Source organism: Rhodococcus sp. AC861, from assembly GCF_979256035.1.
In genome coordinates, this window is record NZ_CEEDMW010000001.1 from 888,876 (window position 1) to 914,688 (window position 25,813).

A 25,813-nucleotide genomic window follows, 5' to 3' on the forward strand; every position below is an offset into this window, starting at 1 on the left:
TCCGTCAGTGTCCGGGTGGCCGTCCTCGCCGGTCTCGTGGACGCGCGCTACTGGTCTTCCGGCGAAACGCGACAGCGAGGAGGCGGCGAGACCAGCCCGCACCGTGACGCGCCACGTGCGAATGGTCTTTGTCGACGGGGCCGGTCTTCGCGGCGCCTCCGAGGGAGCCGAGGTCGTCGAAGAAGTCGGCGTCGACGGTGACGTAGTGCGCCCACTCGGCGGGGAGGTCGTCGTCGTAGAAGATGGCCTCGACGGGGCAGACCTATTCGCACGCACCGCAATCGACGCACTCGTTCGGGTGGATGTAGAGCATCCGCCGGCCTTCGTAGATGCAGTCGACGGGGCATTCCTCGATGTACGCCTTGTCCATGACGTCGATGCACGGCTCGGCGATCACGTAGGTCACGGCGCCGATGGCCCCGTCGCGGCGGTGCTGTCGTCCGGGACCGCGTCCGGAACGAGGCGTGGTACGTAGCGGACGTAGAGCACCATCCCGATCAGCTCCACCAGGGTTTGCGTCACGACCACCACGGCGGCCAGGCTCAACGCCGGTGGCAGCGCCAGTGCGAGGGGGAGCACGACCAGCGAGTTGCGGGTCGCGCCGGAGAACACCAACGCCCGCGTCGCCGGCACGTCCTGCCCGAACACCTTCCCGGCGCCGACACCGATGAACGCCATCACGATCAGGAACACGACGAAGATAGCGGCGGCCGCGGCGAGTTGACCGATGCGGCTGCGGACGGCGTCGATCTGCGAGGCCACGACGACCGCGAGCGTCACCATCATTACCGGCACCATCGCTGCCGCCATCACCTGCATCAGCCGCACGCCCGCGGCTCGGCGGCGCGCCCACCACTGCGTCGCCGCCGCCAGAGCCAACGGGAGCACGATGAGTAGGACGAACGCTTCGGCGAAGGGTGCGATGTCGATGATCGAGACCGTGTCGGACCCGACGAACAACCACAGCCACAACGGCAGCAGCGCGATCTGCAGCAGCATCAGCAGCGGTGCCCCGGCCAGCAGGCGTTCCGATGCGGCGCCGGTGACGCCGCTGAAGACGATGACGTAGTCGATGCACGGGGCGAGGAGCACCAGCACCACACCGACCAGGACCGCCTCGTTCCCGGCGATGATGCGCGTCAGAGCGAACACCACGATCGGGACGGCCACGAAGTTCAGGACGATGACTGCGGTGGTGAACCGGGCATCGCGCAGGGAGCGGCCGATCGCGGCGAACGGCACGGCGAGGAACGTCGCGTAGAGCAGCACGATCAGCACCGGGTTGATGGCGTGCTCGAACGCCGGCGCCGAGGCGGGAGCCGCGAGGCCCACTGCGGCACCGGCGGCGAGCGCGAGGAGATACAGGCCGATCTGGTGGGTGTCCCACCACTGCACCACCGAGGTCCGCCGCGATCCGGTCATGACGCGTGTGCGGGTGTGGGCATCGTCGACGCCAACCAGCTGCACTGCGGGTTGCACGGCATCGCCGCGTCGGGAGTGTCGTCCAATCGGTCCAGCGCCCCGGTCAGCGCGTCTCGCAGCACGGTCAGCTGCGCGATCGACTCCTCCGCTCGGGCGATGTGCTCACGCAGGGCTGGCCGCAGCCCGGACTTCACCGCGGCGCACGAGTCGTTCTCCCACACGCGCAGCATCGTCTTGATCTGCGGCAGAGTCAGATTGAGGCTCTTCGCGGCGGTGATGAACGCCAACCGTTGCTGCGCGCGCTCGTCGTAGATTCGGTACCCGTTCGAGGCCCGGCCTGCCGGGAGCAGGCCCTCGCTCCCGTAGAAGCGCAGCGTCGTCGCCGGCACTCCCGTCGCCGAGGACAGTTGCGAGATCAGCAGCGCGGGCATGACCGAAGACTAAAGGTTCGAGTCGGCTCGAAGGCAAGTCGGCCGAGTCGCCGGCACGACGGGTCAGCGGCAGCACGCGGGGTCGAGGACCACGCGGAGCGCGTCGAGGGACTCCGGTCGCGCCGAGTAGTACACGTTGGTTCCCCGCCGCTCGGAGACCACCATTCCGGCCTTGCGGAGCTGCCCGAGGTGGTGACTGACAGTGGATTCGGCCAAGTCCAGCGCGTCGGCGAGATCGCACCTGCAGACAGCGCCTGCAGTGTCGGTGAGCTCAGTGAATCAGGGGGCAAACGAACAACGCGTGAACGACCCCGATCGGAGCGTCGGAGCGCGTCGGGGTTGTCGGGTCCGGGTGCGGGTCGAATCGCCCACCGCAGCGCGCACGTCGTCGCCGGAGTGAGGTTCTCATCCACGTGTGGTGAATCCCGTGGCGTATCCGGCCTGTGTCGATGTCGTCTTCCGGCTGATCGGAGATACTGCGTGCGGACGTGTGACACTGTGTCGGTTCGAGGCGTGAAAACCGCGCGGCAGGTTCGCAAGTCCGGGGAGGAGATTTCTGTGCCCTGGGATTCGCACGACGAGGCGAAACCGTCGTACGTGATCGTGGTCGGCGGCTCGGCAGGCGGACTGGACGCGCTCACTGCGATGCTCGGCGCGGTAGAGGTGGGCCTGGGGTGGTGTGTCGTCATCGCGCAACACACGGCACCGACAGGGACGAGCGAGCTCGCTCACCTTCTGGACCGCGCGAGTGCACTGCACGTGGTCGAGGCGGCCGACGGTGACGACCTGCGCCCGGACACCGTGTTCGTCGCCCCACCGGGTCATGACATCGCGGTCCGCGAACGAAGCATATCGATCGACGTCCCCGATCTGACCACGCGTCCCTGGCCGAGCATCGACCGCCTGTTCGTGTCCGCGGCGCAGGCGTTCGGGGATCGATCGGTGGCGGTCGTGTTGTCCGGCACGGGGAGCGATGGAGCGTCGGGGGTCGAGGCCGTCGAGTCGGCGGGTGGCGTCGTGGCGGTGCAGGAGCGGGCGACCGCCGCGTTCGACTCGATGCCGTCGGCGTCGTTCGCCACCGGGTCGGTGGACATCGAGGAAGCAGCTGCGGACATCCCCGGCGCGCTCGAACGTTTTCTCCGCGGCGCTCCGCCCGACTCGCCGCCGTCCGAGGTCATCGGCACGGGCGTGGTCGACGACGTCGTGGCCGCGTTGTACGAGCAGAGTGGGCTCGATTTCTCGGGTTACAAGACCTCGACGCTGCAGCGGCAGATCATCCGCCGCCAGCGTCTGTCGGCCATCGCCGAGACTGCGCTCTACCTACAGCATCTCCGGCAGTCGCCGACCGAGGCCTCGGCGCTGGCCCGCGCCCTGCTGGTCACGGTCACTGCATTCTTCCGCGACCAGGGCGTGTGGAACGGGCTGCGCGAGCATCTGGACGCGGTCGTCTCCGCGTCGGAGGGTGGTCAGGTCCGGATGTGGGTGCCTGGATGCGCCACCGGACAAGAGGCGTACACCCTCGCCGTACTCGTCGCGGAAGCCCTGGCAGTACCGGATGTCGAACTGCCGCAACGGTTGAAGATCTTCGCCACCGATCTGGACGAGCGCGCACTGACGACCGCTCGGGTCGGGCGATACCCGATCGGCGAGCGGAATGCGTTGCCGGAGTATGCACGAGTGCGATGGACCCGTGATCTCGAGGGGGAGTTCGAGATCTCCCCAGTCTTACGGGAGTGCATTGTCTTCGCTCGACACAACGTGGCTTTCGATCCCCCGTTTCCCGATCTGAACATGATCTCGTTGCGCAACACGTTGATCTACTTTCAACCCCGGTTGCAGGAGCGGGCTCTGCAGCTGTGTCAGTTCGCTCTCAATCCCGGGGGACTGCTGCTGCTCGGGCAGAGTGAACGCGTACCGCGCACCGACGACGCCTTCGTCTCCGTCGACGCCGAGCGCAGACTGTATCGGCGACGGCAGAGTCCACGTGCCCTCGGCCTGCCGCTGAGCGGCATCGGGCACCCGGCCCGCGGGGCGAAGGTCGTCGATCGTGGAGACGTCTCACCGCGCTCGACAGCCGTCGGCGGCGACTTCTACAGCGACATCGTCAAGGCGGTGGCGCCGTCGGCGCTGATCGTCGACGACCGAGCGGTACTCGTGGAGGTCATCGGCGACGTCACACCGTGGGTCGCCGTGAGCGAGGGGGTCCACAGCGGGCACGTCGTCGATCTGGTGAAGGACGACTACCGCGCGGCGGTGCGCGCGATGCTCAGTCAGCTCCGTTTCAGTGCGCCGCGCACGGTGACTCGGTCGATACGCAGCGACCGGGAGTCCGTTCGGATCTCGGTCACTCGCATCGACACCGCTGAAGGGAGGTCAGGTGCGGGCGCGATCATCGCCTTCCAGGCCGAGGCCGATTCCGATTCGCGGCCCGAGAACACACCCGACGCCGACGTCGATGCGCCACCGGTGGAGGTGCGCGTCGAACTCGACACCGTGTACGACGCGCTGCAGGCGACTGTGGAGGACCTCAGCGCATCCAACGAGGAACTGCAGGCCCTCAACGAGGAGTTGCAAGCCTCCTCCGAGGAACTGCAGGCATCATCGGAGGAGGTTCAGGCCTCGAACGAGGAACTCGAGGCGACCAACGAGGAACTCGTCACCCTCAATCAGGAACTCGCTGTCCGCGGCGCGGAACTGACCCGCGCGAACACCGACCTGGAGAATATTCAGAGCTCTCTGACGAACGGGCTCGTGCTGCTCGACCGGGATCTCCGCGTCACCCGGTACACCGCCCTGGCGGTGCGCTTGTTCTCCCTGATCCCCTCGGACGTGGGGCGCGAGCTGTCCGCGATACCGACCACCATCGCGATGCCCGGTCTGACCGACCTGCTCCTGCAGACTCTGGCGGGGGACTCGAGGATTCTCGAGTCGGGCGGCGACGGACGGGATCTACTGGTCCAGACCCAGCCGTACCGTGGGGACCACGAGGAGATTCTCGGCGTGATCGTCGTGGTCATCGACGTCACCGACATCACCGCCGAGCGCCGCGCCCGCGAACGCGCGCTGGCGAACCTCGAAGTCGTCACCGACTCGGTCCGCGAGACGGTGTGGCAACGGGACTCGTCCGGGGCGTTGACGTTGCTCACCCGCCGGGTCGAGGAGATGTACGGGCTCGATCGGGCCAGGGTCCTCGCCGACCCGTCGCTGTTGCTGATCGCCGTGCACCCCGCCGATCGCGACCGCGTGGCCGCCGTGTCCGCGTCCGCGTCCCCTGACTGGCAACTTCGATACCGCATCGTTCGCCCGGACGGCACCGTCCGATGGATCGACGAATCGGCCGCTCGAATACACCCCCCGGACGGATCGCCGCCGCTGCGCGTGGGGACCGCACTCGACGTCACCGAACAGCACGAACTCACCGAACAACTCGAGCGCCGCACCGAACTCGTGTCCGCCATGTTCGACTCGAGCTCGCTCGGACTACTCCTCGTCGACAGCGACGGGCGAATCGAGCGGAGCAGCCCCGCGATCGAGGCGATGACCGGCCATTCAGCAGACGCGCTGACCGGCCGCACGGTACTCAGCGTCCTGCCGCCGGACGACCGTGCCCTCGACGACGACGACACACAGAGCCGCCGGGTGCTGCACGCGGACGGGCACAGCACACCGGCGACGATCGAGATCCTCCGGAAGGCCGGCAACGGCCGCACCGTGGTGGTCGTTCACGACAGTTCCCGGCTGCGCCATCTGAGTGCAGAGTTGGCCGCACGCGAGCAGTTCGACCACCAGACCGGGCTGCTCAACCGAGCGTTCTTCCGGGCGCAGGCCATGGAGATGGTCACGGCGGAGGGTGCCGCGTCCGCAGTGCTGTGGATCGACCTTGACGGATTCAAGGAGGTCAACGACCGACTCGGCCACCGGAACGGTGACCTCGTTCTCGGTGTCATCGCGACCAGACTCCAGCGCGCCGCGCGCACCGATCAGCTCGTCGGCAGATTCGGTGGCGACGAGTTCGCGATGCTCGTGACCGGGGCCGACGACCTCGACACGCTGGACGGTCTCGTCCATCGAGTGCTCGCTGCCGTTCGTGAACCTGTCGTCATCGACGACGTCACCGCATTCGTCTCCGCCTCGATCGGAGTCGCCGTGCAGCCGGTCGACGGGACCACCGTCGACGACCTGCTCCACAACGCCGACGTCGCGATGTACTCGGCGAAACAGAACGGTCGAGATCGGGCGGTCTACTTCACGGCCGAGATGGACCACGACGCCGATGTCAGAGCGACCATCCGCCACCAGCTCGCATCCGCGGTCAGAGCGCACGAATTCGAACTGCACTATCAACCCATCCGGTCCATCTCCACGGGTGCGACAGTGATGGTCGAGGCCCTCATGCGGTGGCGGCGAGACGGTGAACTGGTCACCGCGAGCGAGTTCATCACCCTTGCCACCGAGACCGGTCAACTGCGCGCCCTCGGGCACCTCGCGCTCGACTGTCTCATCGACGACGTCGCGGCCCTGTACCGGCAATTCGGTGTCGACCACCCGCGAGTCGCGTTCAATCTCTCCGTCACCGAGCTCCGAGAACGCGAGCTGATGGACAGGCTGCTGTCCTGGCACCCGGACGCCGGCTTCGACAGGATCGTCATCGAGGTCACCGAGCACGTGACCCTGATACCCGGTGACCGCGCTTTCGGTGCGCTGACGTTGCTGCAGAGACTCGGAGCGACGATCAGCATCGACGACTTCGGTACCGGGTACTCTAACCTGGAGCTGCTCGGGCGACTGAGACCAGGAATCATCAAGATCGATCGCACCCTCACCGAACGTGCCGCCGAAGACGTACGCGGCGGGCGGATCCTCGACGCAGCCGTGCGACTCGCCCATGCACTCGAGGCCACCGCGGTCATCGAGGGCGTCGGTGATGCGAGGCTGTCCGCCGTCGCCGCCGCGACCGGTGCGGAGTTGGCGCAGGGGTACTACCACGGTCACCCCATGCCCTTGCTGGAGCTGATCGAGACGATCCGTGACGGCGGATGAAAGATCCCACCCAGCAGTCGCTTTCGGTCCAGCCGCATGCAGCACCAGCGATGCGTCAGCCGGCCGTGTGACACCGCCCGACTCAGAGAGGTCGTCGAGATCGATCAGGCCGTCCTGCAGAGCGCGACCAGTGCCACTGTGGTGGGTGCTGGGCGCCCGACCGCCGCGTACTTCTGCCGGATACGCGTGAGATGCGGACGGCGAAGGACGTGACGCACCGAGGGGTGAGGACAGTACAGATGCATGCCTGTGCGGATCCTCCGGTGGGACGTGTCGCGAATCGCGGACACACCGGGACAATCGTCACTTCGCGGTGAGTTCGCCGGGGCCTGGTCGAGGTCCCCGGCTAATCAGCGACCGGCAATCGACCTGAACCTGTCCGAAGTGTTCGAAGATCATGCCTCTTTCGGTGCAGTCGAGAATCAGTCGAGTGGCTTCTTTCGGTGCGTCCCATTGCGGAAAGTGACCGCATCGCTCGAACCAGTGCAGAACGGCATCGGGGAACAGCTCCGATGCGCGCGCCGCTTGCTTCGGCACTGTCACCAGATCTCTTCGTCCCCAACCGATTGTGACCCGCCCGGGCACTGTGCCGGACGAGGCGCCTTCCTGCTTCGGCCCGTGGATGAGGGCATCGAGAGCGGCCCGGGTCGACGGGGAGTCGGCGAGACCGCGCACGTCGGGCAACACGGTGTCGCGCGAGAGCGCCCATGGCCGCGCCGACAACTGTGCCAGCAGCAGGGTCCTTCCCGCAGGGTTGCCCAGAAGCGCAGGCAGGAAGCGCCGCAACACTGTGACAAGGGCTATAGACGGCCGGAGTGTGGCGCCGAAGACAGCGCGTTCGCGGTCGCTCCAGAAACCGCCGGGGTCGAGTGCCACGGTGTCGCCGCCGACTCCCCGCCGCGCAAGTTCGAGGACGATTCGACCGCCCATAGATTGACCGTTCCCGTCGGGTTATTCGTCTCCGGTGCTAGGTCGTCGTCATTCGGGTTCGCGTCGCGCGATCTTCGTCGCCAGATCCGTCACCGGTGTGTGCCAGTCCTGGGACAGTCGCACGAGCATCGCGAACGCAGCGTCGGCGCGCAGGTCATAGCGCTCCATGATGATGCCTTTGGCCTGTCCGATGACATCGCGGGTCGCGAGCGCGGACTCGAAATTGTGCTCCTGCTCGGCGGCCACGAGAGCGAGGGCGGCGTGCGTGGCGAGCAGGACGCCGACGTCATCGTCGGCGTCGTCGAAGCCGTGAACGGCGTCGGAGTACAGGTTCAGCGCCCCGAGGTGATCGTGGTGGGTGTACAACCGGAACGTCAGCATCGAGCGCACTCCGGCCTCTGAGGCCGCGGGAGCGAACTGTGGCCACCGATCCTCACGGGCCATATCGGGGACGGACACACTGTGGTGTTTCCACACCGTGTCCAAGCACGGCCCTTGCCCGGTCTCCTCCTGCAGGGCGTCGACACGGCGAGGGAGTTCGTCGGTGGCACCGCGGGATTCGATTCTGCGATTACGAACGACGAGGGTGATGCCGGCGTGATCAGCGCCCGGTATCAGCCGGACCGCCTCCGCCGTGATCGAGAGCAGGGTGCCCTCGACGCTGCCGTGTTCTTGTTGGATCACCCTGGCCATCTCGGCCATGGCGGCGCCCAAAGACACTGTCTCGGAATCACTGTCGGCGCGCGCCGGGTCGAGCGGCGGGTCGGAAGTAGCGGTCACGAACGTACCTTCTTCCAGATCCTCGGTCGTGAGAACGTACGCCGAGGTCGAGCACACCATGTCACACGGGTGTTGGGCGCCCGCAACGAAGTGCACCGCCGCTGTCGAACGGCAGTCCTCGACAGTTCGTCGTCACCCGGTGTAGGGCGACGCGGCGTACAGTTACCGTCAGTTCGGTACAACCCTTGCCGTTCGGACCGATCATCCGAACCAGTCGTCTCGCCGCTGCGGCGCGAAGACGACCTCGAGGAGTGTGCGCGAAACATGTCTCAGCATTTACCCGACCGTTCCGATATCGTCGCGGCGGTCGGTCACGTGTCGCCCGCCCTACCTGTCCCGCAGCTGACTCCGCACCTGCGGGCGAGAGCTGGCGCTCGGATCCAGATTCTCGAACAACGTTGTGCGTCAACGTCGCCGCGTGCCCCCGTCGTGCACACCAGGTTGTGCCGGTCTGCGAGTCCCGGTGACCGGTGACGCCGACGACCGTCAGCCGAGGGATCATCCACTGTCCGGCCTGGAGTCGTTGTCGCAGTGGGTGGAGGTGTGCGTCGACCTGTCGTCCGCGGACGGCGCAGCTGTGATCGCAGCCACCGAGCGCCACGATGACAGGCACCGGATCCTCTATGCCACCGACCCGACAGCCGAGCGCGTGGCGGACCTGCTCTTCGTCCTCGGCTACGGACCCCGCACGACGCCCACGCATCCGGTGCAGACCGTGACGACCACCGATCCCGACGACCGCCGCACCTGGCCGTTGTTGATCGACGAACTCGTCGCGGTGGGCGTTCACTGGCTACAGGTCCATGCGATCGGGTCACCCGGGTCGGCGTTGGGAACCCTGCAGCTCTACCGGCGGCGTCGACCGCCCGCGCGGTCGCTCGATGCGGACACCACGGTCAGCGCGCTGGCGCGAGCGCTCGGTAGCGAACCGGTCGCCGACCGGGTCCTCGGTGCATCATCGGAGCCGGTTGCGGGCTCCGACGTCGTCAGCGTCGCGATCGGCGTTCTCGCTGCCCGACACAGTCTTTCGGTGCCGGCGGCGTCGGCGCTGCTCCGAGCCGGCGCCTACGCGCGCGAACATTCGTCGCTGGACGAGGCGCAACGCGTTGTCGAGTCTCTCGGCGACCATGAATCGTGACAGCAGGGAACATCGCGCCGTGGTGAACGGCACGTCGGGTATCACCACACGTGAGAGCGAAGCCCGTCGATGACCGACCGTGTGAATCCGACACCGCGCTCGTGTGACTTCCTCGACCTCGTCGGCCCCACCGCCGAGACGCCCGCACCCGACGCGACCGCACCCCATGTCACCGACGAGCGAAGGTTCCTGGTGTGGATGGTCGACGACCGGGACACAGTCATCCTGCGCACCGCGAGCTCTCTGACCGATGCCGTCGACGTGGCCCGCGCGTACTGCGCAGCGTGGGGTGCGCAGGTGCGTCACATCGAGGATCCGCGGGGCGAGGTGGTGCCACGTGCAACGTGGGAGACGCTGTGTTCGGGCACTGCGCCCCTGCCCTACGTCTACACCGTCGAGCTCCGTTCTCCCCGCTCCACCGGGCGTGAGGAATTGGTGACAGCGCTCTGGACCAGTACCCATCTCGACGAGGCGCTGCGCTGGCGGCAGCTACTACCGCCCGACCTCCACAGTCGCGCCCTCGTGGTCAGCAATGCCCCCGACGGGCACTTCCCGCGTTCGACACCCTCACCGGCAGGAACCTCATCGAGATGACGTCGACGGACGGTATGGCCGGCAATTCGGAAGACGCCGTTGCCGCAGCACCCCCGAGTCCGACCACCGACGGCCCGGAACACGCAGCCCATCGGGCCACCGGAAACGCCGGCGTGCCCGATGCCGCCGCGATTGCGACGGGAACGTGCGCACGCTGCGCGACCACGACGCCTCAGCTGACGCCCGCCACGAGAGTGCCGGGCATGTCGCTGCCGCATCGGCGCTGTGGGTGCGCCCACGCGGGAAGGGACTGTGCCCACCATGTGCGTGGATGTACCGGTCCGCCGACACCCGTCGTACCCCGCACCTCTTCACTCGCCTCTCCGACAGTGTCACCGCGATCGAACCCACCGACCTGTTCCACACATGGGGCCTCCTCAGGCGCAGAAGCGGTTCGGTCCCCGCTCGCTGTTCTCGGGGTGCCCCGGTGCCCCCCCGGGCTCAATCAAAACACTGCGCTGACGCGGGCGCTTCGTTGATGAACTGATATGAATCAGCTTGCCCGACAGCGGTACTCGTAGCCCGGCCGTCAGTCGCGGGTCGACCCGTGCGTGCGGACGAGTCGCCGCGGGCAGCTCATCCGCGATCACGTTCTGCCTCCGCGAGCTGGTCTCGGGTGGTGTCGAATAGTTCGCCCCACGACGCCTCGGACTTCCGGACGCCCTCCTTCTCGAGGACGAGGAAGACGTCGATCAGGTAGCTGCCCAGTGCCATGATGGCGCCGAAGGTCGCCTGCGATGCCTTGCCTTTGCCTGGGATTGTGTTCCCGGTGGCCTCACCGTGGTCCCGGAGAGCATCCGTCGTCTCGACGACCGGGGACCCGAACGCTTCCTCGGTTTGCCGGACGATGTCGTGGGTACCGTCGTTGTGTTCGTACGCTGCCGTAGCCGATGCAGGGAGGACCCCAATGTGGGGTGACGACGACGCACATCCGATGCGTGATGCGCGCGGACCGTTCGACGGTGTCACCGCGATCGATTGGGTCGATGTGTGCGTCGATCTGGCCGCCGCGGACGGGGCCGCGCTCGTCGTCGCTGCGGAGGACCACCCCGATACCCATCAGGTGGTGCACGCCACCGACTCCGTCGCTGTGCAGGCCGCCGACCTCGGGTACATCCTCGGATGTGGCCCCCACATAGAGGCCATGTCGACTAGTAATGCGTGCGCTGTGGACGTCGACGACGCTGCCGACCGGGGCCGCTGGCCGCTACTGGTGGACGAACTGGCCGTCAGCGGGATCGGATGGGTGCAAGCGCACCCGCTCGGCGACCATCGCGTGCCGTTGGGCACGCTGCAGCTCTACCGCCGGACGAGGTCACCACACAGACTCGCGGGGGACGACCGCGCCACCCACACCATGATCGCCCAACTCGCCCGGATGCTCGGCACGGGCATCGTCGCCGCCGGCGTGGCCGCCGACATGCTCGTCCGGCGTCACCAGGACAGCGAGGCAGTGAACATCGCCATCGGAATCCTCGCCGCCCGGCACGGCTGCACCGTTGCGGTGGCCTCGGCGATGCTGAGAGCCGGCGCCTACTCCCGCGGGCACGGCTCCGCGAGCGAAGCACACCGCGTCATCGACACCATCAACTCCGTCGACCCCTGACGACCCGGCCGCTCCCATCATGGGCGCATCGCCGGCCATAGATGGCGACACGGATCTCCGCGAGTCGGCTCGTGGGCAAATCCGACTTCTGCGTCCGGCACGGAGGGGACACGCCGGGTGATCGTCGAGGGTGGCTGAGCAACCTCCGGCGCTGTCGCACGCCGCCTCGGAGCTGATGTGCAGGTCTACGTGAATCCCCCGGTAGGTGCGCCGCGAACCTCGCGACGGTCGTTCCTTCGCGGCGAGTTCGCCGAGGGCCCGGGCCAGTTCACCGGCGAATTGTCGACCCGCAATTCACATGAACTGGTCCGAAGTGTTCGAAGATCATCCTCTTTCGGTGCGGTCGAGAATCAGTCGAGTGGCTTCTCTCGGTGCGTCCCATTGCGGAAAGTGACCGCATCGCTCGAACCAGTGCAGAACGGCATCGGGGAACAGCTCCGATGCGCGCGCCGCTTGCTTCGGCACTGTCACCAGATCTCGTCGTCCCCAACCGATTGTGACCCGCCCGGGCACTGTGCCGGACGAGGCGCCTTCCTGCTTCGGCCCGTGGATGAGGGCATCGAGAGCGGCCTGGGTCGACGGGGAGTCGGCGAGACCGCGCACGTCGGGCAACACGGTGTCGCGCGAGAGCGCCCATGGCCGCGCCGACAACTGTGCCAGCAGCAGGGTCCTTCCCGCAGGGTTGCCCAGAAGAGCAGGCAGGAAGCGCCGCAACTTTTTGACAAGGGCTATCGATGGCCGGAGTGTGGCGCCGAAGACAGCGCGTTCGCGGTCGCTCCAGAAACCGCCGGGGTCGAGTGCCACGGTGTCGCCGCCGACTCCCCGCCGCGCAAGTTCGAGGACGATTCGACCGCCCATGGATTGACCGACGGTGGAAATGCCACCGAGATCGTGTTCGCGAATGAAGTCCGCGACGGAGTCGGCGAGAGCAGCGATCGACACGTCGCCCGTCAGCGGCGGCGTTTCGCCGAACCCCGGTAGGTCGACCGCGATGACATCACGGTGTTCCGCCAGTTCGTCGATGATCGGAGACCACGATCGCCATCCGACGCCCAAGCCGTGCACCAGCAACAGCGGGCTGCCATGTCCGAATCTGACATAATTCAGCGTCATATGGTCGACGGTACGCGAATGCCCGGTCGACGCACGGGCTCCGGAAGACCGATGGCATCGGCTCACCCAGTGTTCGAGTCGGCCACTCTTCGCCGGGTGTGACTGTTCGGGACCACGTCACCGGCGTGGCGATTCGCGTTCGCTGACGATCGCGAGATGTCCCGGAGGCGACAGCGCGTCCTCGGGTTCCGGCTCGTCCCGCGGTGAGAACGCACCCCCGGCACCATGCACGTGCCGATGGTCGGCGATCTACAGGCACTGGCGAATGCTGTCGGGTCCTGCCTCGGCGATCACGCGGCGACGGTCGACTTCGCCGGGAGCAACAGCCGATGCGTTGGGTGAGGCATGCCCGCGCCGGCACGGGCCGCGCGGAAAAAGACCGTGTCGGGTTTTCCCTCGGTTGCCCGTTCTCATCGGGCCGGTCTTGTACGGACATGGTCTCGCCGACGCCGGTTCGCATCCATCGATCGCCGAGCGAACGGATCGATGATGACCGAGTCACCCCGCGCGGACCCCACCACGGGCGGGCACGTCGACGATGCTGTTTTGCGTACGGATACCCCTGGGGAGCGGTGCAGTGGCACATCCTGGTCATGCAGCCGGGCGACCTAACCGCATCTTGCGCGGTGGACGCCGCAGGGCAGCGCATGCCCCCGCCACCGGGCCACTTCCAGCACCGATGACCGGTAGAGCTAGAACCTGGGCACGATGTTCTGCACCGCCCATGTGAGGCTGGATGGGGACGGGAATGCGATCGATTGCGCGTCGGTCGGAGCGAGCGGCACGTAGTCGCCTCGTTGCACCGCGGCGAGGGCCGAGATGCCGGGTAGTGCCCGGAACTCGTCGAGAGCGGCGGGCTGACCCGTGGCGATGACGAGATCGGCATCGTTGTTCGACAGGTCCTCGTAGGTGATCTGCGCCCGTCCCGGAATGGAGCTGGTCGGCAGCGTCGTCGCGTGATCGGTGGGCCGCATCCCGAGGGCGTCGAGGAACTGTGCACCGGCGTCGTCGGTCGAGTTCACGACGTACACACCACCCTCGGTGGGACCGACGAAGAACGTGAACGTGCGGCCCGCGAAGTCGGGGTGCGCTTCGGCGGCAGCGGAGATCGTCGATTCGGTTTCCTCGATCACGCGCTCGCCGTCGGCGGTGCGACCGAGCGCGCCTGCGATGGTCCGTGTGGCCTGCTGCCATGTCTCGGCGGATGGGGTGCTCGCGTAGTGCACGACGGGGCGATCGCCGACAACTGCTCGTATCGGGTGTCGAGCCCGAACGCTTTGGTGCCGACGATCAGGTCGGGTTCGTAGGACAGCACGTCCTCTATCGACAGGTCGGCGTTGGCGCCCTCCAGGAAAGCGGGAGCGTCCTTCGTAGCCATCGCGTCCTCGGTCCACGGCTGGAACCCCGACTCGGCCGTCGTGCGCGCGGTCGCGACCGGTGTCACGCCCAGTGCCAGCAGGATGTCCGCGTCGGTCCACGACAACGCGACGCCGCGTGTCGGTTCGCTCTCGACGGCGGCGGATCCGAGCGCCCCGTCAGTGGTGGTAGGGAACGACGCAGCGGCGCCTGCGGTCCCCGTCGGCGACGCCCCGGTGGGCTCGTTCGACGAGCATCCTGCGAGCGTGACAGCGACGATCAGGCCAACGAGGAGTCTTCGCATACCGGACCATTTTAGGGCCCGGTGGTTCGCCGCGGGGGTGCTACCTCGACCACCTGCTCCCGTCGAACGGTCACCACGACTGCCGCACAACCGGGCCCGTGAGCGCTGGTGCCCACGGCATCGAGATACTTTGTTGGACAACATGTTTCTGGATACGTGACGTCGAACTGTCGGATTCTCGGTGTCACGAGAGTGTCACAAGTCGGGACGGACGGAGGTGGACCGAAACGGACGTTAGCGGACGAATGTGCCGGTCTGAACAGTTTTTTCTGAGTCCAGGTGACATCGAAGCCTTGTAAGCGAGTGGACGTCAGTTCGACCCTGACAGGCTCTCGATTGCCTTTGACCCGCAAGAATCTCGAATTAGCCCGATCCAACCTCTCGGTTCACGACTTCCGCTGTACGTCCGTGCAGGTCCGCCACGGTCCAGGGCGTTCGCTCACCTGCGAAATGCTCCGAACCGGGGCTCGATGTCAGCAGTTCTACCCAACTTGATACCGGTACCACGAAGCGGACCGACCGATCGATTCATCGTCCGCGCGTCAGCCCATCGACTCGGCGGATGCCGGGCCCCACGACGCCAACATCGGAAGTGCCCGAGCAGTAGACGACTCGGGCTCGACGGTGTAGATGATCAAGCGTTGCTCCGGATCGTGCGGCGACACGAGCGATTCGATGCCGAACGAGAGACAGCCGACCACGGGGTGAGCGATCTTCTTGTCGACGGACGTGCGATCCGTTACACCGTGATCATCCCACCACCGGGCGAAGTCTGCACTTGCCGAACGTAGTTCGTCGATCAGAACCGTCAACCGGGCGTCGGCGACGTGACGACCGCCCTCGTAGCGCATCGCCCCTACCGCGGCCGACGCGTAATCGGACCAGTTGACGATGCGTTCCCTCGCACGTGGGTCCAGGAAGAGCCAGCGCACCAACACGGCGCCCGCGTCTATCTCTGCCCCCAGGACCGCCCGCGCCAGCGTGTTGCACGCCAGGATTTCGGACCGGCGCCCGAGGACGAGCGCAGGAACGTGGTCCATGATGGTCAGCACCCGCAGAAGGCCGGGATCGGGACGCTGCGCAGACTCCCACGTACTCGAGCGTTTCCGGCGAAGCGGAGCGGCGAGATTCCGCAGGTGTGCGTCCTCGATCCGGTCGAGGCGCAGGGCCCGGCTCAAGGCGTCGACGATGTCGTCGGTGACCGTGTGCTGGCGGCCCTGTTCGAGCCGGCTGTAGTGGTCGGGGCTCAGTCCCGCGAGCACCGCGAGTTCCTCCTTGCGGAGGCCCGGAACGCGCCGCGGTCCGGGGAACGGCGCAATCCCCGCCGTTGCCGGCGTGAGTGCGTCACGTCGTGACCGGAGGAATGCCCCGAGTGCGGATCTGTCTGCTGGCACCCTGGTCAGACTACTGAGAGACCGCTTCCTGCGCCTGGTCACGCCGTGACCAGGCAGCGCTCGCCCTGGTGCGTTACCGAACCGGACGGTGAACTGGTCTGCATGAGCAACCCACTGAATTTGTCCGACCGCACCGCCGTCGTCACCGGCTCGACGAGCGGGATCGGCGCCGCTACCGCCCGCGAACTCGCAGCCCGTGGGGCTCGCGTCGTGATAACCGGGCGTGACGCCGAACGTGGTGCGCATCTGGTCGCCGAGATCGAAGGCGCCGGCGGATCGGCCGCGTTCGTGAACGGCGATCTCGCCGCGTCACCTGCCGACCTGCGTGCGCTGGCCGCCGCGTGGACCAGCGCTCTCGACGGTCGGGTCGATATCCTGGTGCACAACGCGGCACTGTGCCCCGCCGTCGACACCGTCTCCCTCACCGACGCCGATCTGGAAGCGACACTTGCCGTCAACGTCCGGGCACCGCATGTTCTCACCGCAGCCCTGGCGCCGGCAATGACCGAACGAGGCAACGGCGCGATCGTGGTCGTCGGGTCGTGGATGGCCACGGTGGGCCATGCATTCGTCGGCCTGTACTCCGCCACCAAGGCGGCCGAAGCTCAGCTCGCTCGAAGTTGGGCCGCCGAGTTCGGACCACGGGGGGTGCGAGTGAACACGGTCGCGCCCGGCGCCACCCGTACTCCGATCAACGATTCGGACGGTGACGTCATTGCCGCAATGACCGCCGGCATACCGGCCGGACGTCCGGGTAGGCCGGAAGAGATCGCGTCGGCCATCGCGTGGGTGGTCTCGGACGATGCGGTCTATCTGCACGGGGCGACGATTGCGGTGGACGGTGGCATCACCGGAACCCGTTAGGCGGCGGACGGAGACCCACCACGGGAATTCACCGAACTCAACCTTCCCGACCGGGGGACGGTCAGGCCAGTTGCAGCTCAGAGGGGGAGCGTGGTTCCGGACTCCGATGCCAGAGCATTGAGGTCGTCGAGGGTTCGGTCGGCGAGGACCACTCCGCCGTTCGACAGGTTGCTCTCTGCAGCAACGTCTTCGACTTCGCCGGGGTAGTAGATGCGGTCGTTTCCGTGCGCGAGTGGAGTGGAGTGCACTTCGTCGATCAGTCCTTGCACGGCGGCGAGGTACTGATCTGACGGGTCGGCGCTGCGGACGTCGAGGTGAATCCGAGGCTAAGGATGACGGACGAACGTGCTTATCGAAGAACAGCTTCAGCGCCGGCGACGACCGCAGTGGCGGAGGATCCGGCCGCAGCCACCGTCACCCTCTCGACGACTGATCGGGCACGTCTTCTGTAGTCGTTCTCGGCGCGAACGGCCCTGATGGTCCGAAAACGGTGTTCGCGAAGCGCTGTCCCATGAGGGCGTGGGCATCGGTGTCGGGATGCAGACGGTCCGGAAGTGGATTACGCCGTTCGTCGTCCTCGCCGAAGAGCACTCGCCCGTCGAGGTAATGGAGGTTAGAGTCGTCCGATCGACTCTCGACGATCTGAGCGAGCGCGTCACGGATCACGTGAAGTGTCAGTCGTCCGAAGGCGGTATCGCCCTCCGTACCCGTCGCGCGGAATCTCACGGAGCCGGCGGCGAATGCCTCGGGATCGAATGCCCCCGGGCCCGGTGTGTTCTCGTGGATCGCGCAGTGAATCGGCGAGATCAGCAGCAGCGGTGTGGTGGGGTGCCCGTCGCGGACAGTGTCGAGGAACCCGTGAACGGCGGGAACGAACGAACGAAGGCGCATCGCATCGAGATTGACGACGTTGATGCCCAATTTCACGCTGATGACGTCCGCGGGGGAGTCCCGCACGACGCGAGCCATGAACGGATCGACGAGGGCGCTGCCCCCGAACCCCAGGTTGCGCACCCGAACGCCGGCACGACGGGCCGCGACGACAGGCCAGATGCGCGTGGGGCTCGCGGCGTTGGAACCCTGGCTGATGGAGCTGCCGTGGTGCAGCCACCTCGGTCCGCTCGTCGGAGCCGGGTGCAGAACGGCGTCAGCTGACAGGGAAACCAGATCCACCTGTTCGTTGTGGGGGAGCCAGATTTCGATCGTCTTCTCCCCGGCCGGCAGGTCGGTGAGGGTGATGGATTCGGTTGTTCCCGGGTGAACCGTGCTCGTCCCGGTGGTCGGATCGATCTCGATGGTGTCACCACCCGAGAGCACGTGCGACTGGTGAACCGAGTTGTCGATCACCACGTCGACTGCGCCCCGGTCGCGCTTCACACCCCGGTAGGTCATGCGCGTGGTGTGGACCTCGACGACCATCTCGACGGCGGTCGTGCGCGTAGCGATACGCACTCCGGACGGTTGCGCCTCCATCATCGCGAGCTGCGGATCCGCGTCGCGTTGCCGGACTGCACTGGGGAGACGGTGCGGGCGTACCCCGCGTTCGACCTGCTCGAGCTCGGCTGCACCGAGAACGAGGTCGTCGGTGAGCGGTGCGGCAATCATGCTGTCCGAGGCTACCTAACGGTGTTCAGGGGCTACCGAACGGTGTTCAGGACGACCGCGGCGCTCTCGCTCACCGCGGCGTCCTCGTACGGTGCCGAGGGGTCGTTCTTCCGTGTCAGCGCCGTCAGGACGAGTGGGGGACGGCCGGGTGGTGTGACGACGGCGATGTCGTTTCGCACGCCCCCGGCGCCACCCGACTTGTCGGCCACCGTCCATCCGCTCGGCGCCCCCGCGCGGACGAGGGCATCGCCGGTGGCGTTTCCGCTCATCCACTCGACCAGAGTCGCTGCGTCGGAATCGGTCGACGAGCCGTCACCTCGCAATGCGGCCAGATTCGCCGTGAACGCATCGGCGGTGGTGGTGTTTGCGGTGCTGTCGGGTTCGACCGTGTTGAGACCCGGCTCCACGTCGACGATGTCCGTGACCTCGTCACCGAGTCGGGAGAGAGCAGCATCGAGTTCTGCGGGACCGCCGATCCGGTCGAACACGAGGTTGGTCGCCGTGTTGTCGCTCGCCCTCACGGCCGCTTCTGCCAACTCGGCCGCAGTGAGTCCGGTGTCCAGACGTGCCGTGGTCACCGGTGAGTAGCCCGCGCGCTCGATGTCGGCCGCGGACCACCTCACGATGGCGTCCCGAGCGTCCTGAGGAGTTCGTCGCAGGAACTCGGCTGCCAGGAACACCTTCACAGTGGAGGCGAAACCGAAACGTTCGGCACCGCGATAGCTGATCGTCTCTCCGGTCCCGGTGTCCAGGAGGCTGACACCCACCGTCACGTCGTAGCGATCCTCGACAGCCTGTAGTTCGGTCGAGAAGTCCTCGCGCACTGCTTGGTTCGACGTGGGATCCGTCGAGACAGGCACGCCTCCCTGGTCACCCCCCGAGGGAGCGCAGGCGGTGAGGGCCAGAGCGACGACAGCGAGCGCGGCGCACGGTCGGGCCGGCATGTGCCGCGGTACTCGACTCGTCACGCCAGTGCGAGGAACAGCTTTTCCAGTTCCGCTTCGGTCATGGGTTCCTTGTTGTCGGCGGTGGCACCGGTCATGCATTCGCGCAGTCCCGTGGCGACGATCTTGAACCCTGCCTTGTCGAGTGCACGGGAGACGGCGGCGAGTTGGGTGACGACCTCCTTGCAGTCGCGGCCGTTCTCGATCATCGAGATGACCCCGGTGAGTTGACCGTTGGCGCGTCGGAGCCGGTTGAGTACCAGTGCGATGCTGTCTTCGTCGCCGATCATGTGAACTCCTGTCAGAATTACCGTGAGACTCCGATGGTACCCCCGGGGGCATCGAGGTCTCAGCTTTCGGGTGTCGGCTGCTCGGCGAGTGTTGCGATGGCGGCGCGGAGCTTGGTCGCGGCGTCGCGGGCGACGTCGCCGAGTGCGGGCTCTCCGGTTGCGTCGACCATGATGTCGGGGTTCATCGCGTCGACGATGATCACATCCGCGTTGTCCGGGTCTTCGCGGACGACGACGTTGCACGGGAGCAGCAGTCCGATCTGTCGCATGATGCCGACAGCGCGGTGGGCCAGGGGCGGGTTGCACGCGCCGAGGATCAGGTAGCGCTCCATGTCTTCGTCGAGCTTGGCTTTCATGGTGGCCTGCATGTCGATCTCGGTCAGCACGCCGAAACCCTGCTCTGCCAGAGCGTTGCGGGTGAGCTGGACGGCGGTGTCGAAGTCGGTGCCGGTCAGTGTCGTGGTCAGTGCGATGCTCATGGGGAATACTTCGTGAGGTCAGTGGGAGAAGCTGATGGACGGGAGAGCCTTGCGGAGCCACGTGGGCGACCACCAGGCGGCGGACCCTGTCAAGCGCAGCAGGACCGGCAGCAGGATCAACCGGATGAGCACAGCGTCGAGTAGCACGGCGACGCCGAGGATGATGCCCATCTCCTTCGGCGGCAGCGGGTCGGCGAGGGCGAAGGTGAAGAACACCGCCACCATGACCGCGGCGGCGGCGAAGATGACCCGTCCGGAGTGGGCGAGGCCGTCGATCATTGCCGTCGTCGCGTCGCCGGTGCGCTCGAAGTGTTCCTTGGCGGTGGCGAGGAGGAACACGGTGTAGTCCATGGCGATGGCGAAGATCATCGCGAAGAAGAACACCGGTCCCCACCCGTTCAGGAAGCCCTGCGGGGTGAAGCCGAGCAGCGAGGCGCCGTGTCCGTCCTGGAAGATCAGCTTGGCGACGCCGAACGCGGCGGCGGTGGAGAGCAGGCTGACCGCGGTACCGAGGAAAGCGATCAGGGGTGCTTGCAGTGCGACGAGGAGCAGCACGAATCCGAGGATCAGGATGATCGTGACGACGAGCGGTAGGTAGTCGTTCAGGGACTGTTGCAGGTCGAGGTTCTCCGCGGGGGCGCCGCCGACCAGTGCCGACTCCGGAAGCTGGCCGCGTAGGTCGGCGAGGATGGTGTCCATCGACTCGTCGGAGGGGTTGATCGCCGGGATCGCCTGCAGCAGTGCGTAGCCGGAGCTGTCGGCAGCGCGTTGCGGTGGGGTGACCATGGTGATGCCGGGCACCTGCGCCGCGGCGGCGGCCGTGTCGGCGGCGTCGGCCGAGGGGACGACTATCTGCAGTGCGCCGGGGGCGCCGTCACCGAACTGCTGCTGGACGAGGGCGTAGCCCTGCCGCACGGGCGCGTCGTCGGGGACGACGGAGATCGACGGCATCGCGACCTTCAGGCCCAGGACCGGCAGTGCGAGTGCGACGAGGACGCCGATCGAGGCGAGCGCGAACGGCCACGGGTGCTTGTGCAGGAGTGCGCCCCATGCGGCGAACATGGGTGAGCGGTGCTGCTGGCGCTTGGCGTAGGGGAGGGACGCGGCGTTGACCTTCGGTCCGAGCGCACCGAGGGCGGCGGGGAGCAGGGTGAGGGTGGCGAGCAGGACGAAGGTGACGGCGAGCATGATGCCGACCGCCATGGTCCGCACCGCGGGGGCGGGAACGATCAGCACGGCGGACAGGCTCACCAGGACGGTGAGTCCGGACAGGACCACGGCCTTGCCGGCGGTGTCCATGGTCTCGGCGACGGCCGCGCGGGGATCGCGGGAGCGCAGGGCGTCGCGGAAGCGGGCGACGAGGAACAGGGCGTAGTCGATGCCGAGTGCGAGCGCGAACATCATGGCGAAGTTCATGGCCCACACCGAGATCGGGGTGATCTCGTTGAGCAGGACCAGCCCGCCCGCGGAGGCGACGAGGCCGGCGATGGTCAGCAGCAGGGGTAATCCGGCGGCGACGAGTGAGCCGAACGCGAGGACCATGATGGCAAGGGTGACGGGCCAGGAGATGAGTTCGGCCTGGATCATCGCGTCGTGGTTGGCCTTGTTGAAGTCCGACCACAGCGCCGATGCGCCGGTGGGATAGACCTCGATGCCGTCGCCGGAGAGTGCGGTGAGCTGGTCCTTGACGTCGTCGACGGCGGCGACCATCTCGTCGGTGGTGCCGTCGGCCCCGGCAATGAGGATGCCGGTGCGCCCGTCGGGGCTGATGGTCATCCCCGGCTGCGGGGGCACGATCTCACCGAAACGAGGATCGCCGGTGAGGATGGCGGTGGCCTCGGCGAGAACGGCGGTGGAGGCTGGGTCCGTCAGCGCACCGGAGTCGCTGTGGACGACGACCTGCACGGCGGCGGAAGAGTTGCCGCCGAAGTGTTCCTCGGCCAGCTCGCGGACCTGGACCGATTCCGATCCGTTCGCCTGCCATCCGGCGCCGGCGAGGGACGAGAACACCGACGGCGCAACGGATCCGAGGGCGATCAACAAGATCAACCAGGTGCCGAAGACCCAGCGGCGGCGGGTGACCATGGCCGCGCCCCACCGGCCGAGGCGGCCGGGGGAACTGTCGTGGTGGTCGCCAGGTCGGGATTCGGCGACGGTGTCGGACTGGGACACGATGTACTCCTATACGGGTGGGGGTATCAGAACGGCCGAACTGCGCCCACCGTGCCACATACGAGGGGGGGTATGCAAGTACCCCCGGGGGTATCAAACTATGTCGCTGTGCTGTCGGGACTATGCTGATCCGGGTGCGTAGCGAGAACCGTCATGGCGCCAGGTGCGCCTGAGCAGACCGTTCACCCAACGAAATGTGTTGACCAGCAGCTGCGATTGCTGGTTTCACGGGAGTAGCGCAAGTCGGTATGAACCGAGGTGGACGCCAATAACCGATCGTGCAGCAGAGGAAGTTTCGGCAGTCCAGATGAATGGACGAGGCGGGTGGTCGACGCCGGGTGAGCGAGCGGTCTTCCGTCTACTCCCGAAAAGAGGCTTTGGAATGCCTCAGAACTGCATGAACTCTGTTGCGCGGCCACGACGGCCCGGTCGCGATCAGACCGATTGCCGTCCCGCACAGGATGAGCACACCGACATTCTCGATCGGAATTACAGGATCACCGGATGTGTGCTGCGCTCGTTCAGCGAAGTAGCTCTGACCGAATTGGAACGCCGCCAACACCGCTACGACGACCGCGGCCCATCTGTTGCGACACCGCGATGCGAACAGCGCGGCCGCCAGCAAGGCTTCGGCGAAGGCCATGGCAGCCAACGCAATCCACAGCGATGTTTCGAAAATGTCCAGTCCTGTCCACGAGACCACTATGACGAGGACGAGCCCTGCGGTTACACATTTCTTCATTCACGCCTCCAGTTCTGAGCTGCCTGTCCTCGACGTTCGCACATCGGTTCGGCCGATGACAGAGTAGAAACCCCTACTGTCCCTGCGCGGGGGTCGGGAAGTCGTCGATCCGAGTCGGTATCCGACGCGAATCTCGACATCCGGACACGATGAGCCCCGACAGGCCGACCAGCCGCTCACGACTGATCGACGCTGAACTGGGTGTCTTGTCGTGAAGAAGCAGTCGACAGAGGTGCGAATCACGACTAGCGGGATCGGTGTCCTGTCGACAGGATTGCCGCGATGACAGCTCCGACGAGCAACAGCATCATGACATCGTTGCTGCGATCCGCGGCCGCGGTGTCACTCCACGTCGACACGCGCACGATGACCGCGAGTAGGTACAGTCCGACAGTCGCAGATCGCCAGTAGCCCACAACTCGGCAACTGTACGTGCCACTCCGCCCACGCACGGCAACAATTCTCGAACGCCCCAGCTGGACAGCCGCTTCGGGTCAATCGCCCTTTCAGGAGGTACGCGACATGGTGTCCGCGTTCTCGAGGTCGAAGCTGGCGGACTCGAGGCTCAGTCGTCGAATCTGGAGCAACGCTCGTTCGATGATGACGGTGCCCACGATCATGGTTCCGACAGCGGCCGCGCGGTCCTTGCTCGCCCTGGCGTAGGCGACTTCGCTTCTTACTACGGTCTCGGCATGGTCTGCGGCAGTGTCGAAGTCCGACATCGACACCGGTATGCCGAATCGGCGCATCGTGGTGATGAGTTCCGCAAGTCGGTGATGCGCAGGCGCAGCCGGGTCGACGTGCCAGTGCCGGGCGGTCATCCATGCCTCCACCACGTCGCGCGCGGCAACCAGGTCCGGATCGGTATCGGAGGCGGTACGAGGGTCGCCCAGGCCGTGCGTCACGGCGCCGAAGGTGTCGTGCAGCGTCACCGTGTCGTCGTCCACCGCAGCCAAGGTGGCGCGCACACGCGCAAGGGGCAGTTCGCCGATCTCGGTCATCGAGCGAATGAGCCTGAGTCGACGCACGTGCGATTCCCCGGAGTCCGCCTGATTCGTCGCCGTCCGCACTCTGCCTCGCAGCAATCCTTCGCGGAGGTAGTACTTGATCGCTGAAATGGGCACGCCCGAGCGCGTGCTCAGTTCGGCGATCTTCACGACCGGGGCCTCGACATCACAATCGGAGACGAGCCATATCCATTGTGGATAGCTGAGGTTTCTAATTTGCTGAGGGGCGCTTCCCGCCCATATGCGGGTGTCGCCCGAAGTTGAGCTTCCGCAGTAGACGAATAGGCGACCGCCGACAAGGGTGTTCACTCGGGTGAACCCGTACCCGCAGAGGAGAATTGCATGGTTGCACTGCCCTGGCTCGCGGGCCCCCAGGACGCGAAGGGACTCGACACCGCTGTCGTCATGGCGTCGCGATTCGAGCTCGCCTCCACCCGGCACGTCATGCAGTTCAGGTCGCGTCGCTCCGCATACATCGTCAGGTGCGCCGATCCGACGGAGCGATAGGGGTAGCCCTGATCGCGAGGCCGCTGCGTCGTGAGTTCTACACACTCAGCTCCTGGCGAGACCGCGACGCGGTCGATGCAATGCGTGCTCGCCGCCTGCGCCCTCGGCACGCGCACGGCTACTCTCGGACCGGTGACCTCGACGTGGACGACCGCAGACATCCCGGATCAGACGGGGCGGCGTTTCGTCGTGACCGGCGCCAACAGTGGCTTGGGTGCGGCCACGGCGCGAGCCCTGGGTGCTCGTGGGGCGGAGGTGGTACTCGCGTGTCGCAATACCGACAGGGGAGAGGATGTCGCCCGCGAGATCGGGCCGACTGCGACCGTTCGCGAGCTCGATCTCGCCGATCTGGCCTCCGTGAGACGCTTCGCCGACGCGACCGAGCCCTTCGACGTCCTGGTCAACAACGCCGGTGTGATGGCGTTGCCACACAAGACGACGGCTGACGGTTTCGAGATGCAGTTCGGGACCAATCACCTCGGGCATTTCGCGTTGACCGGACTGCTCGTCGACCGCATCTCCGACCGGATCGTCACACTGTCCAGTCTCGCGCACACGAGCGGAGACATCTCCCTCGACGACCCCAATTTCGAGCACCGCCGCTACAGTCGTTGGGCTGCCTACGGCCAGTCCAAGTTGGCGAATCTGTTGTTCGCGTACAAGCTCCAGCGGCGCCTGTCGGAAGCGCGCTCCTCGGTCGTCTCCGTCGCGGCGCATCCCGGCATCTCGTCCACGAACCTGGCGTCCCACACCGAGTCTGCCCTCGACAAGATCCTCTCGTTCGGAGCGGGCGTCATCGGTCAGACCTCGAACATGGGAGCGTTGCCGCAGCTGTACGCGGCCACGGCCGCCGGCGTCGAGGGAGGCTCATACATCGGACCCGACGGTTTCCGGGAGATGCGTGGCCATCCGACTGTCGTCTCGTCCAGTAACCGTTCGCGCGACCTGAAGCTCGCGACCGCCCTGTGGAATCTGTCCGAGCGGCTGACCGGGGTGAGCTACACGAGCCTGCGCCGGGACCCGCCGATTGCCTGAGGGCTCCACGTCCCCGGGGGCCGCAGGGTTCCCGTCTCGGTGGGACACCGACGAGGCTTG

Annotated in this window: 23 protein-coding genes and 2 pseudogenes; 7 read left to right on the forward strand and 18 right to left on the reverse strand. The window is 66.6% G+C overall.

Annotation, left to right across the window (positions count from 1 at the left end):
* Positions 1 to 124 precede the first annotated feature (124 nt).
* From fdxA to AC0IX4_RS04260, 4 genes and pseudogenes are all read right to left on the reverse strand, one after another.
* Positions 125 to 406 (reverse strand): annotated as a pseudogene (gene fdxA / locus AC0IX4_RS04245) (ferredoxin); the annotation flags it as partial.
* Entirely contained in the window at positions 403 to 1,422 is a 1,020-nt protein-coding gene (locus AC0IX4_RS04250; protein WP_471828146.1) for an arsenic resistance protein, read from the reverse strand. The gene AC0IX4_RS04250 and the pseudogene fdxA, both read right to left, overlap by 4 nt.
* A complete protein-coding gene (locus AC0IX4_RS04255; protein WP_471828148.1) occupies positions 1,419 to 1,853 on the reverse strand; it encodes a MerR family transcriptional regulator in 435 nt (144 codons plus the stop codon). Before AC0IX4_RS04255 ends, AC0IX4_RS04250 begins: the two co-directional genes overlap by 4 nt.
* A gap of 63 nt (positions 1,854 to 1,916) precedes the next feature.
* Positions 1,917 to 2,123: pseudogene (locus AC0IX4_RS04260) on the reverse strand (ArsR/SmtB family transcription factor); the annotation flags it as partial.
* A 288-nt stretch (positions 2,124 to 2,411) separates the two neighbouring features.
* Between AC0IX4_RS04260 and AC0IX4_RS04265 the strand changes: the two are divergent.
* Positions 2,412 to 6,893: an EAL domain-containing protein gene (locus AC0IX4_RS04265; RefSeq protein ID WP_471828149.1), complete on the forward strand. Its 4,482-nt coding sequence runs from the start codon at positions 2,412 to 2,414 to the stop codon at positions 6,891 to 6,893.
* Positions 6,894 to 7,196: 303 nt separating this feature from the next.
* Here the strand turns inward: AC0IX4_RS04265 and AC0IX4_RS04270 are convergent, their stop codons facing one another.
* Together AC0IX4_RS04270 and AC0IX4_RS04275 are read right to left on the reverse strand one after the other, a co-directional pair.
* Positions 7,197 to 7,823: an alpha/beta hydrolase gene (locus AC0IX4_RS04270; RefSeq protein ID WP_471828150.1), complete on the reverse strand. Its 627-nt coding sequence runs from the start codon at positions 7,821 to 7,823 to the stop codon at positions 7,197 to 7,199.
* 48 nt (positions 7,824 to 7,871) lie between these two features.
* The gene (locus AC0IX4_RS04275) at positions 7,872 to 8,603 is read right to left on the reverse strand and encodes a GAF and ANTAR domain-containing protein (protein WP_235579498.1); all 732 of its coding nucleotides are present in this window, start codon (positions 8,601 to 8,603) and stop codon (positions 7,872 to 7,874) included.
* Between the two features lie 463 nt (positions 8,604 to 9,066).
* Between AC0IX4_RS04275 and AC0IX4_RS04280 the strand changes: the two genes are divergently transcribed.
* Complete coding sequence (locus AC0IX4_RS04280) at positions 9,067 to 9,741, forward strand: hypothetical protein (protein ID WP_471828151.1); 675 nt, start codon at positions 9,067 to 9,069, stop codon at positions 9,739 to 9,741.
* 69 nt (positions 9,742 to 9,810) lie between these two features.
* The gene (locus AC0IX4_RS04285) at positions 9,811 to 10,335 is read left to right on the forward strand and encodes a hypothetical protein (protein WP_471828152.1); all 525 of its coding nucleotides are present in this window, start codon (positions 9,811 to 9,813) and stop codon (positions 10,333 to 10,335) included.
* A 576-nt stretch (positions 10,336 to 10,911) separates the two neighbouring features.
* Here the strand turns inward: AC0IX4_RS04285 and AC0IX4_RS04290 are convergent.
* Positions 10,912 to 11,049: a hypothetical protein gene (locus AC0IX4_RS04290; RefSeq protein WP_156148860.1), complete on the reverse strand. Its 138-nt coding sequence runs from the start codon at positions 11,047 to 11,049 to the stop codon at positions 10,912 to 10,914.
* A 193-nt stretch (positions 11,050 to 11,242) separates the two neighbouring features.
* On the opposite strand from AC0IX4_RS04290, the gene AC0IX4_RS04295 reads away from it, so the two are divergent.
* Positions 11,243 to 11,941: a hypothetical protein gene (locus AC0IX4_RS04295; protein ID WP_156148861.1), complete on the forward strand. Its 699-nt coding sequence runs from the start codon at positions 11,243 to 11,245 to the stop codon at positions 11,939 to 11,941.
* Between the two features lie 324 nt (positions 11,942 to 12,265).
* Here AC0IX4_RS04295 and AC0IX4_RS04300 read toward each other — a convergent pair whose 3' ends face one another.
* From AC0IX4_RS04300 to AC0IX4_RS04315, 4 genes are all read right to left on the reverse strand, one after another.
* Positions 12,266 to 13,054, reverse strand: a complete 789-nt coding sequence (locus tag AC0IX4_RS04300; RefSeq protein WP_471828153.1) for an alpha/beta fold hydrolase — start codon at positions 13,052 to 13,054, stop codon at positions 12,266 to 12,268.
* A 692-nt stretch (positions 13,055 to 13,746) separates the two neighbouring features.
* Positions 13,747 to 14,280 (reverse strand): ABC transporter substrate-binding protein, encoded by a 534-nt coding sequence (locus AC0IX4_RS04305; RefSeq protein ID WP_156148862.1) that lies wholly within the window; start codon positions 14,278 to 14,280, stop codon positions 13,747 to 13,749.
* Positions 14,184 to 14,714, reverse strand: coding sequence for an ABC transporter substrate-binding protein (locus tag AC0IX4_RS04310; protein ID WP_042574335.1), 531 nt, complete (start codon positions 14,712 to 14,714; stop codon positions 14,184 to 14,186). The genes AC0IX4_RS04305 and AC0IX4_RS04310 overlap by 97 nt, the downstream gene beginning before the upstream one ends.
* A gap of 542 nt (positions 14,715 to 15,256) precedes the next feature.
* The gene (locus AC0IX4_RS04315; protein WP_471828154.1) at positions 15,257 to 16,108 is read right to left on the reverse strand and encodes a helix-turn-helix transcriptional regulator; all 852 of its coding nucleotides are present in this window, start codon (positions 16,106 to 16,108) and stop codon (positions 15,257 to 15,259) included.
* A gap of 102 nt (positions 16,109 to 16,210) precedes the next feature.
* Here AC0IX4_RS04315 and AC0IX4_RS04320 point away from each other — a divergent pair, with 102 nt between their 5' ends.
* Positions 16,211 to 16,972 (forward strand): SDR family NAD(P)-dependent oxidoreductase, encoded by a 762-nt coding sequence (locus AC0IX4_RS04320; RefSeq protein ID WP_471828155.1) that lies wholly within the window; start codon positions 16,211 to 16,213, stop codon positions 16,970 to 16,972.
* 77 nt (positions 16,973 to 17,049) lie between these two features.
* Here AC0IX4_RS04320 and AC0IX4_RS04325 read toward each other — a convergent pair whose 3' ends face one another.
* From AC0IX4_RS04325 to AC0IX4_RS04355, 7 genes are all read right to left on the reverse strand, one after another.
* A complete protein-coding gene (locus tag AC0IX4_RS04325; protein WP_471828156.1) occupies positions 17,050 to 17,220 on the reverse strand; it encodes a hypothetical protein in 171 nt (56 codons plus the stop codon).
* 166 nt (positions 17,221 to 17,386) lie between these two features.
* Positions 17,387 to 18,577, reverse strand: a complete 1,191-nt coding sequence (locus AC0IX4_RS04330) for a GDSL-type esterase/lipase family protein (RefSeq protein ID WP_042574339.1) — start codon at positions 18,575 to 18,577, stop codon at positions 17,387 to 17,389.
* A 32-nt stretch (positions 18,578 to 18,609) separates the two neighbouring features.
* A complete protein-coding gene (gene bla / locus AC0IX4_RS04335; RefSeq protein WP_471828157.1) occupies positions 18,610 to 19,437 on the reverse strand; it encodes a class A beta-lactamase in 828 nt (275 codons plus the stop codon).
* A gap of 104 nt (positions 19,438 to 19,541) precedes the next feature.
* Positions 19,542 to 19,811: a metal-sensitive transcriptional regulator gene (locus AC0IX4_RS04340; RefSeq protein WP_042574340.1), complete on the reverse strand. Its 270-nt coding sequence runs from the start codon at positions 19,809 to 19,811 to the stop codon at positions 19,542 to 19,544.
* 59 nt (positions 19,812 to 19,870) lie between these two features.
* Complete coding sequence (locus tag AC0IX4_RS04345) at positions 19,871 to 20,290, reverse strand: DUF302 domain-containing protein (RefSeq protein WP_042574341.1); 420 nt, start codon at positions 20,288 to 20,290, stop codon at positions 19,871 to 19,873.
* 18 nt (positions 20,291 to 20,308) lie between these two features.
* Positions 20,309 to 22,375, reverse strand: a complete 2,067-nt coding sequence (locus AC0IX4_RS04350) for an MMPL family transporter (protein WP_471828345.1) — start codon at positions 22,373 to 22,375, stop codon at positions 20,309 to 20,311.
* A 1,335-nt stretch (positions 22,376 to 23,710) separates the two neighbouring features.
* The gene (locus tag AC0IX4_RS04355; RefSeq protein WP_471828158.1) at positions 23,711 to 24,361 is read right to left on the reverse strand and encodes a MerR family transcriptional regulator; all 651 of its coding nucleotides are present in this window, start codon (positions 24,359 to 24,361) and stop codon (positions 23,711 to 23,713) included.
* Positions 24,362 to 24,553: 192 nt separating this feature from the next.
* Between AC0IX4_RS04355 and AC0IX4_RS04360 the strand changes: the two genes are divergently transcribed.
* Together AC0IX4_RS04360 and AC0IX4_RS04365 are read left to right on the forward strand one after the other, a co-directional pair.
* The gene (locus AC0IX4_RS04360; protein ID WP_156388260.1) at positions 24,554 to 24,718 is read left to right on the forward strand and encodes a hypothetical protein; all 165 of its coding nucleotides are present in this window, start codon (positions 24,554 to 24,556) and stop codon (positions 24,716 to 24,718) included.
* A 132-nt stretch (positions 24,719 to 24,850) separates the two neighbouring features.
* The gene (locus AC0IX4_RS04365) at positions 24,851 to 25,753 is read left to right on the forward strand and encodes an oxidoreductase (protein WP_471828159.1); all 903 of its coding nucleotides are present in this window, start codon (positions 24,851 to 24,853) and stop codon (positions 25,751 to 25,753) included.
* The last annotated feature ends 60 nt before the right edge of the window (positions 25,754 to 25,813 follow it).

What these genes read in the sequence shown, in the direction of transcription:
- AC0IX4_RS04250 (WP_471828146.1), bottom strand. Translation starts at nt 1,422, where the DNA reads ATGACCGGATCGCGGCGGACCTCGGTGGTGCAGTGGTGGGACACCCAC.
- AC0IX4_RS04255 (WP_471828148.1), bottom strand. Translation starts at nt 1,853, where the DNA reads ATGCCCGCGCTGCTGATCTCGCAACTGTCCTCGGCGACGGGAGTGCCG.
- AC0IX4_RS04270 (WP_471828150.1), bottom strand. Translation starts at nt 7,823, where the DNA reads ATGGGCGGTCGAATCGTCCTCGAACTTGCGCGGCGGGGAGTCGGCGGC.
- AC0IX4_RS04285 (WP_471828152.1), top strand. Translation starts at nt 9,811, where the DNA reads ATGACCGACCGTGTGAATCCGACACCGCGCTCGTGTGACTTCCTCGAC.
- AC0IX4_RS04290 (WP_156148860.1), bottom strand. Translation starts at nt 11,049, where the DNA reads ATGGCACTGGGCAGCTACCTGATCGACGTCTTCCTCGTCCTCGAGAAG.
- AC0IX4_RS04295 (WP_156148861.1), top strand. Translation starts at nt 11,243, where the DNA reads ATGTGGGGTGACGACGACGCACATCCGATGCGTGATGCGCGCGGACCG.
- AC0IX4_RS04300 (WP_471828153.1), bottom strand. Translation starts at nt 13,054, where the DNA reads ATGACGCTGAATTATGTCAGATTCGGACATGGCAGCCCGCTGTTGCTG.
- AC0IX4_RS04310 (WP_042574335.1), bottom strand. Translation starts at nt 14,714, where the DNA reads ATGCGAAGACTCCTCGTTGGCCTGATCGTCGCTGTCACGCTCGCAGGA.
- AC0IX4_RS04320 (WP_471828155.1), top strand. Translation starts at nt 16,211, where the DNA reads ATGAGCAACCCACTGAATTTGTCCGACCGCACCGCCGTCGTCACCGGC.
- AC0IX4_RS04330 (WP_042574339.1), bottom strand. Translation starts at nt 18,577, where the DNA reads ATGATTGCCGCACCGCTCACCGACGACCTCGTTCTCGGTGCAGCCGAG.
- AC0IX4_RS04340 (WP_042574340.1), bottom strand. Translation starts at nt 19,811, where the DNA reads ATGATCGGCGACGAAGACAGCATCGCACTGGTACTCAACCGGCTCCGA.
- AC0IX4_RS04345 (WP_042574341.1), bottom strand. Translation starts at nt 20,290, where the DNA reads ATGAGCATCGCACTGACCACGACACTGACCGGCACCGACTTCGACACC.
- AC0IX4_RS04350 (WP_471828345.1), bottom strand. Translation starts at nt 22,375, where the DNA reads ATGGTCACCCGCCGCCGCTGGGTCTTCGGCACCTGGTTGATCTTGTTG.
- AC0IX4_RS04360 (WP_156388260.1), top strand. Translation starts at nt 24,554, where the DNA reads ATGGTTGCACTGCCCTGGCTCGCGGGCCCCCAGGACGCGAAGGGACTC.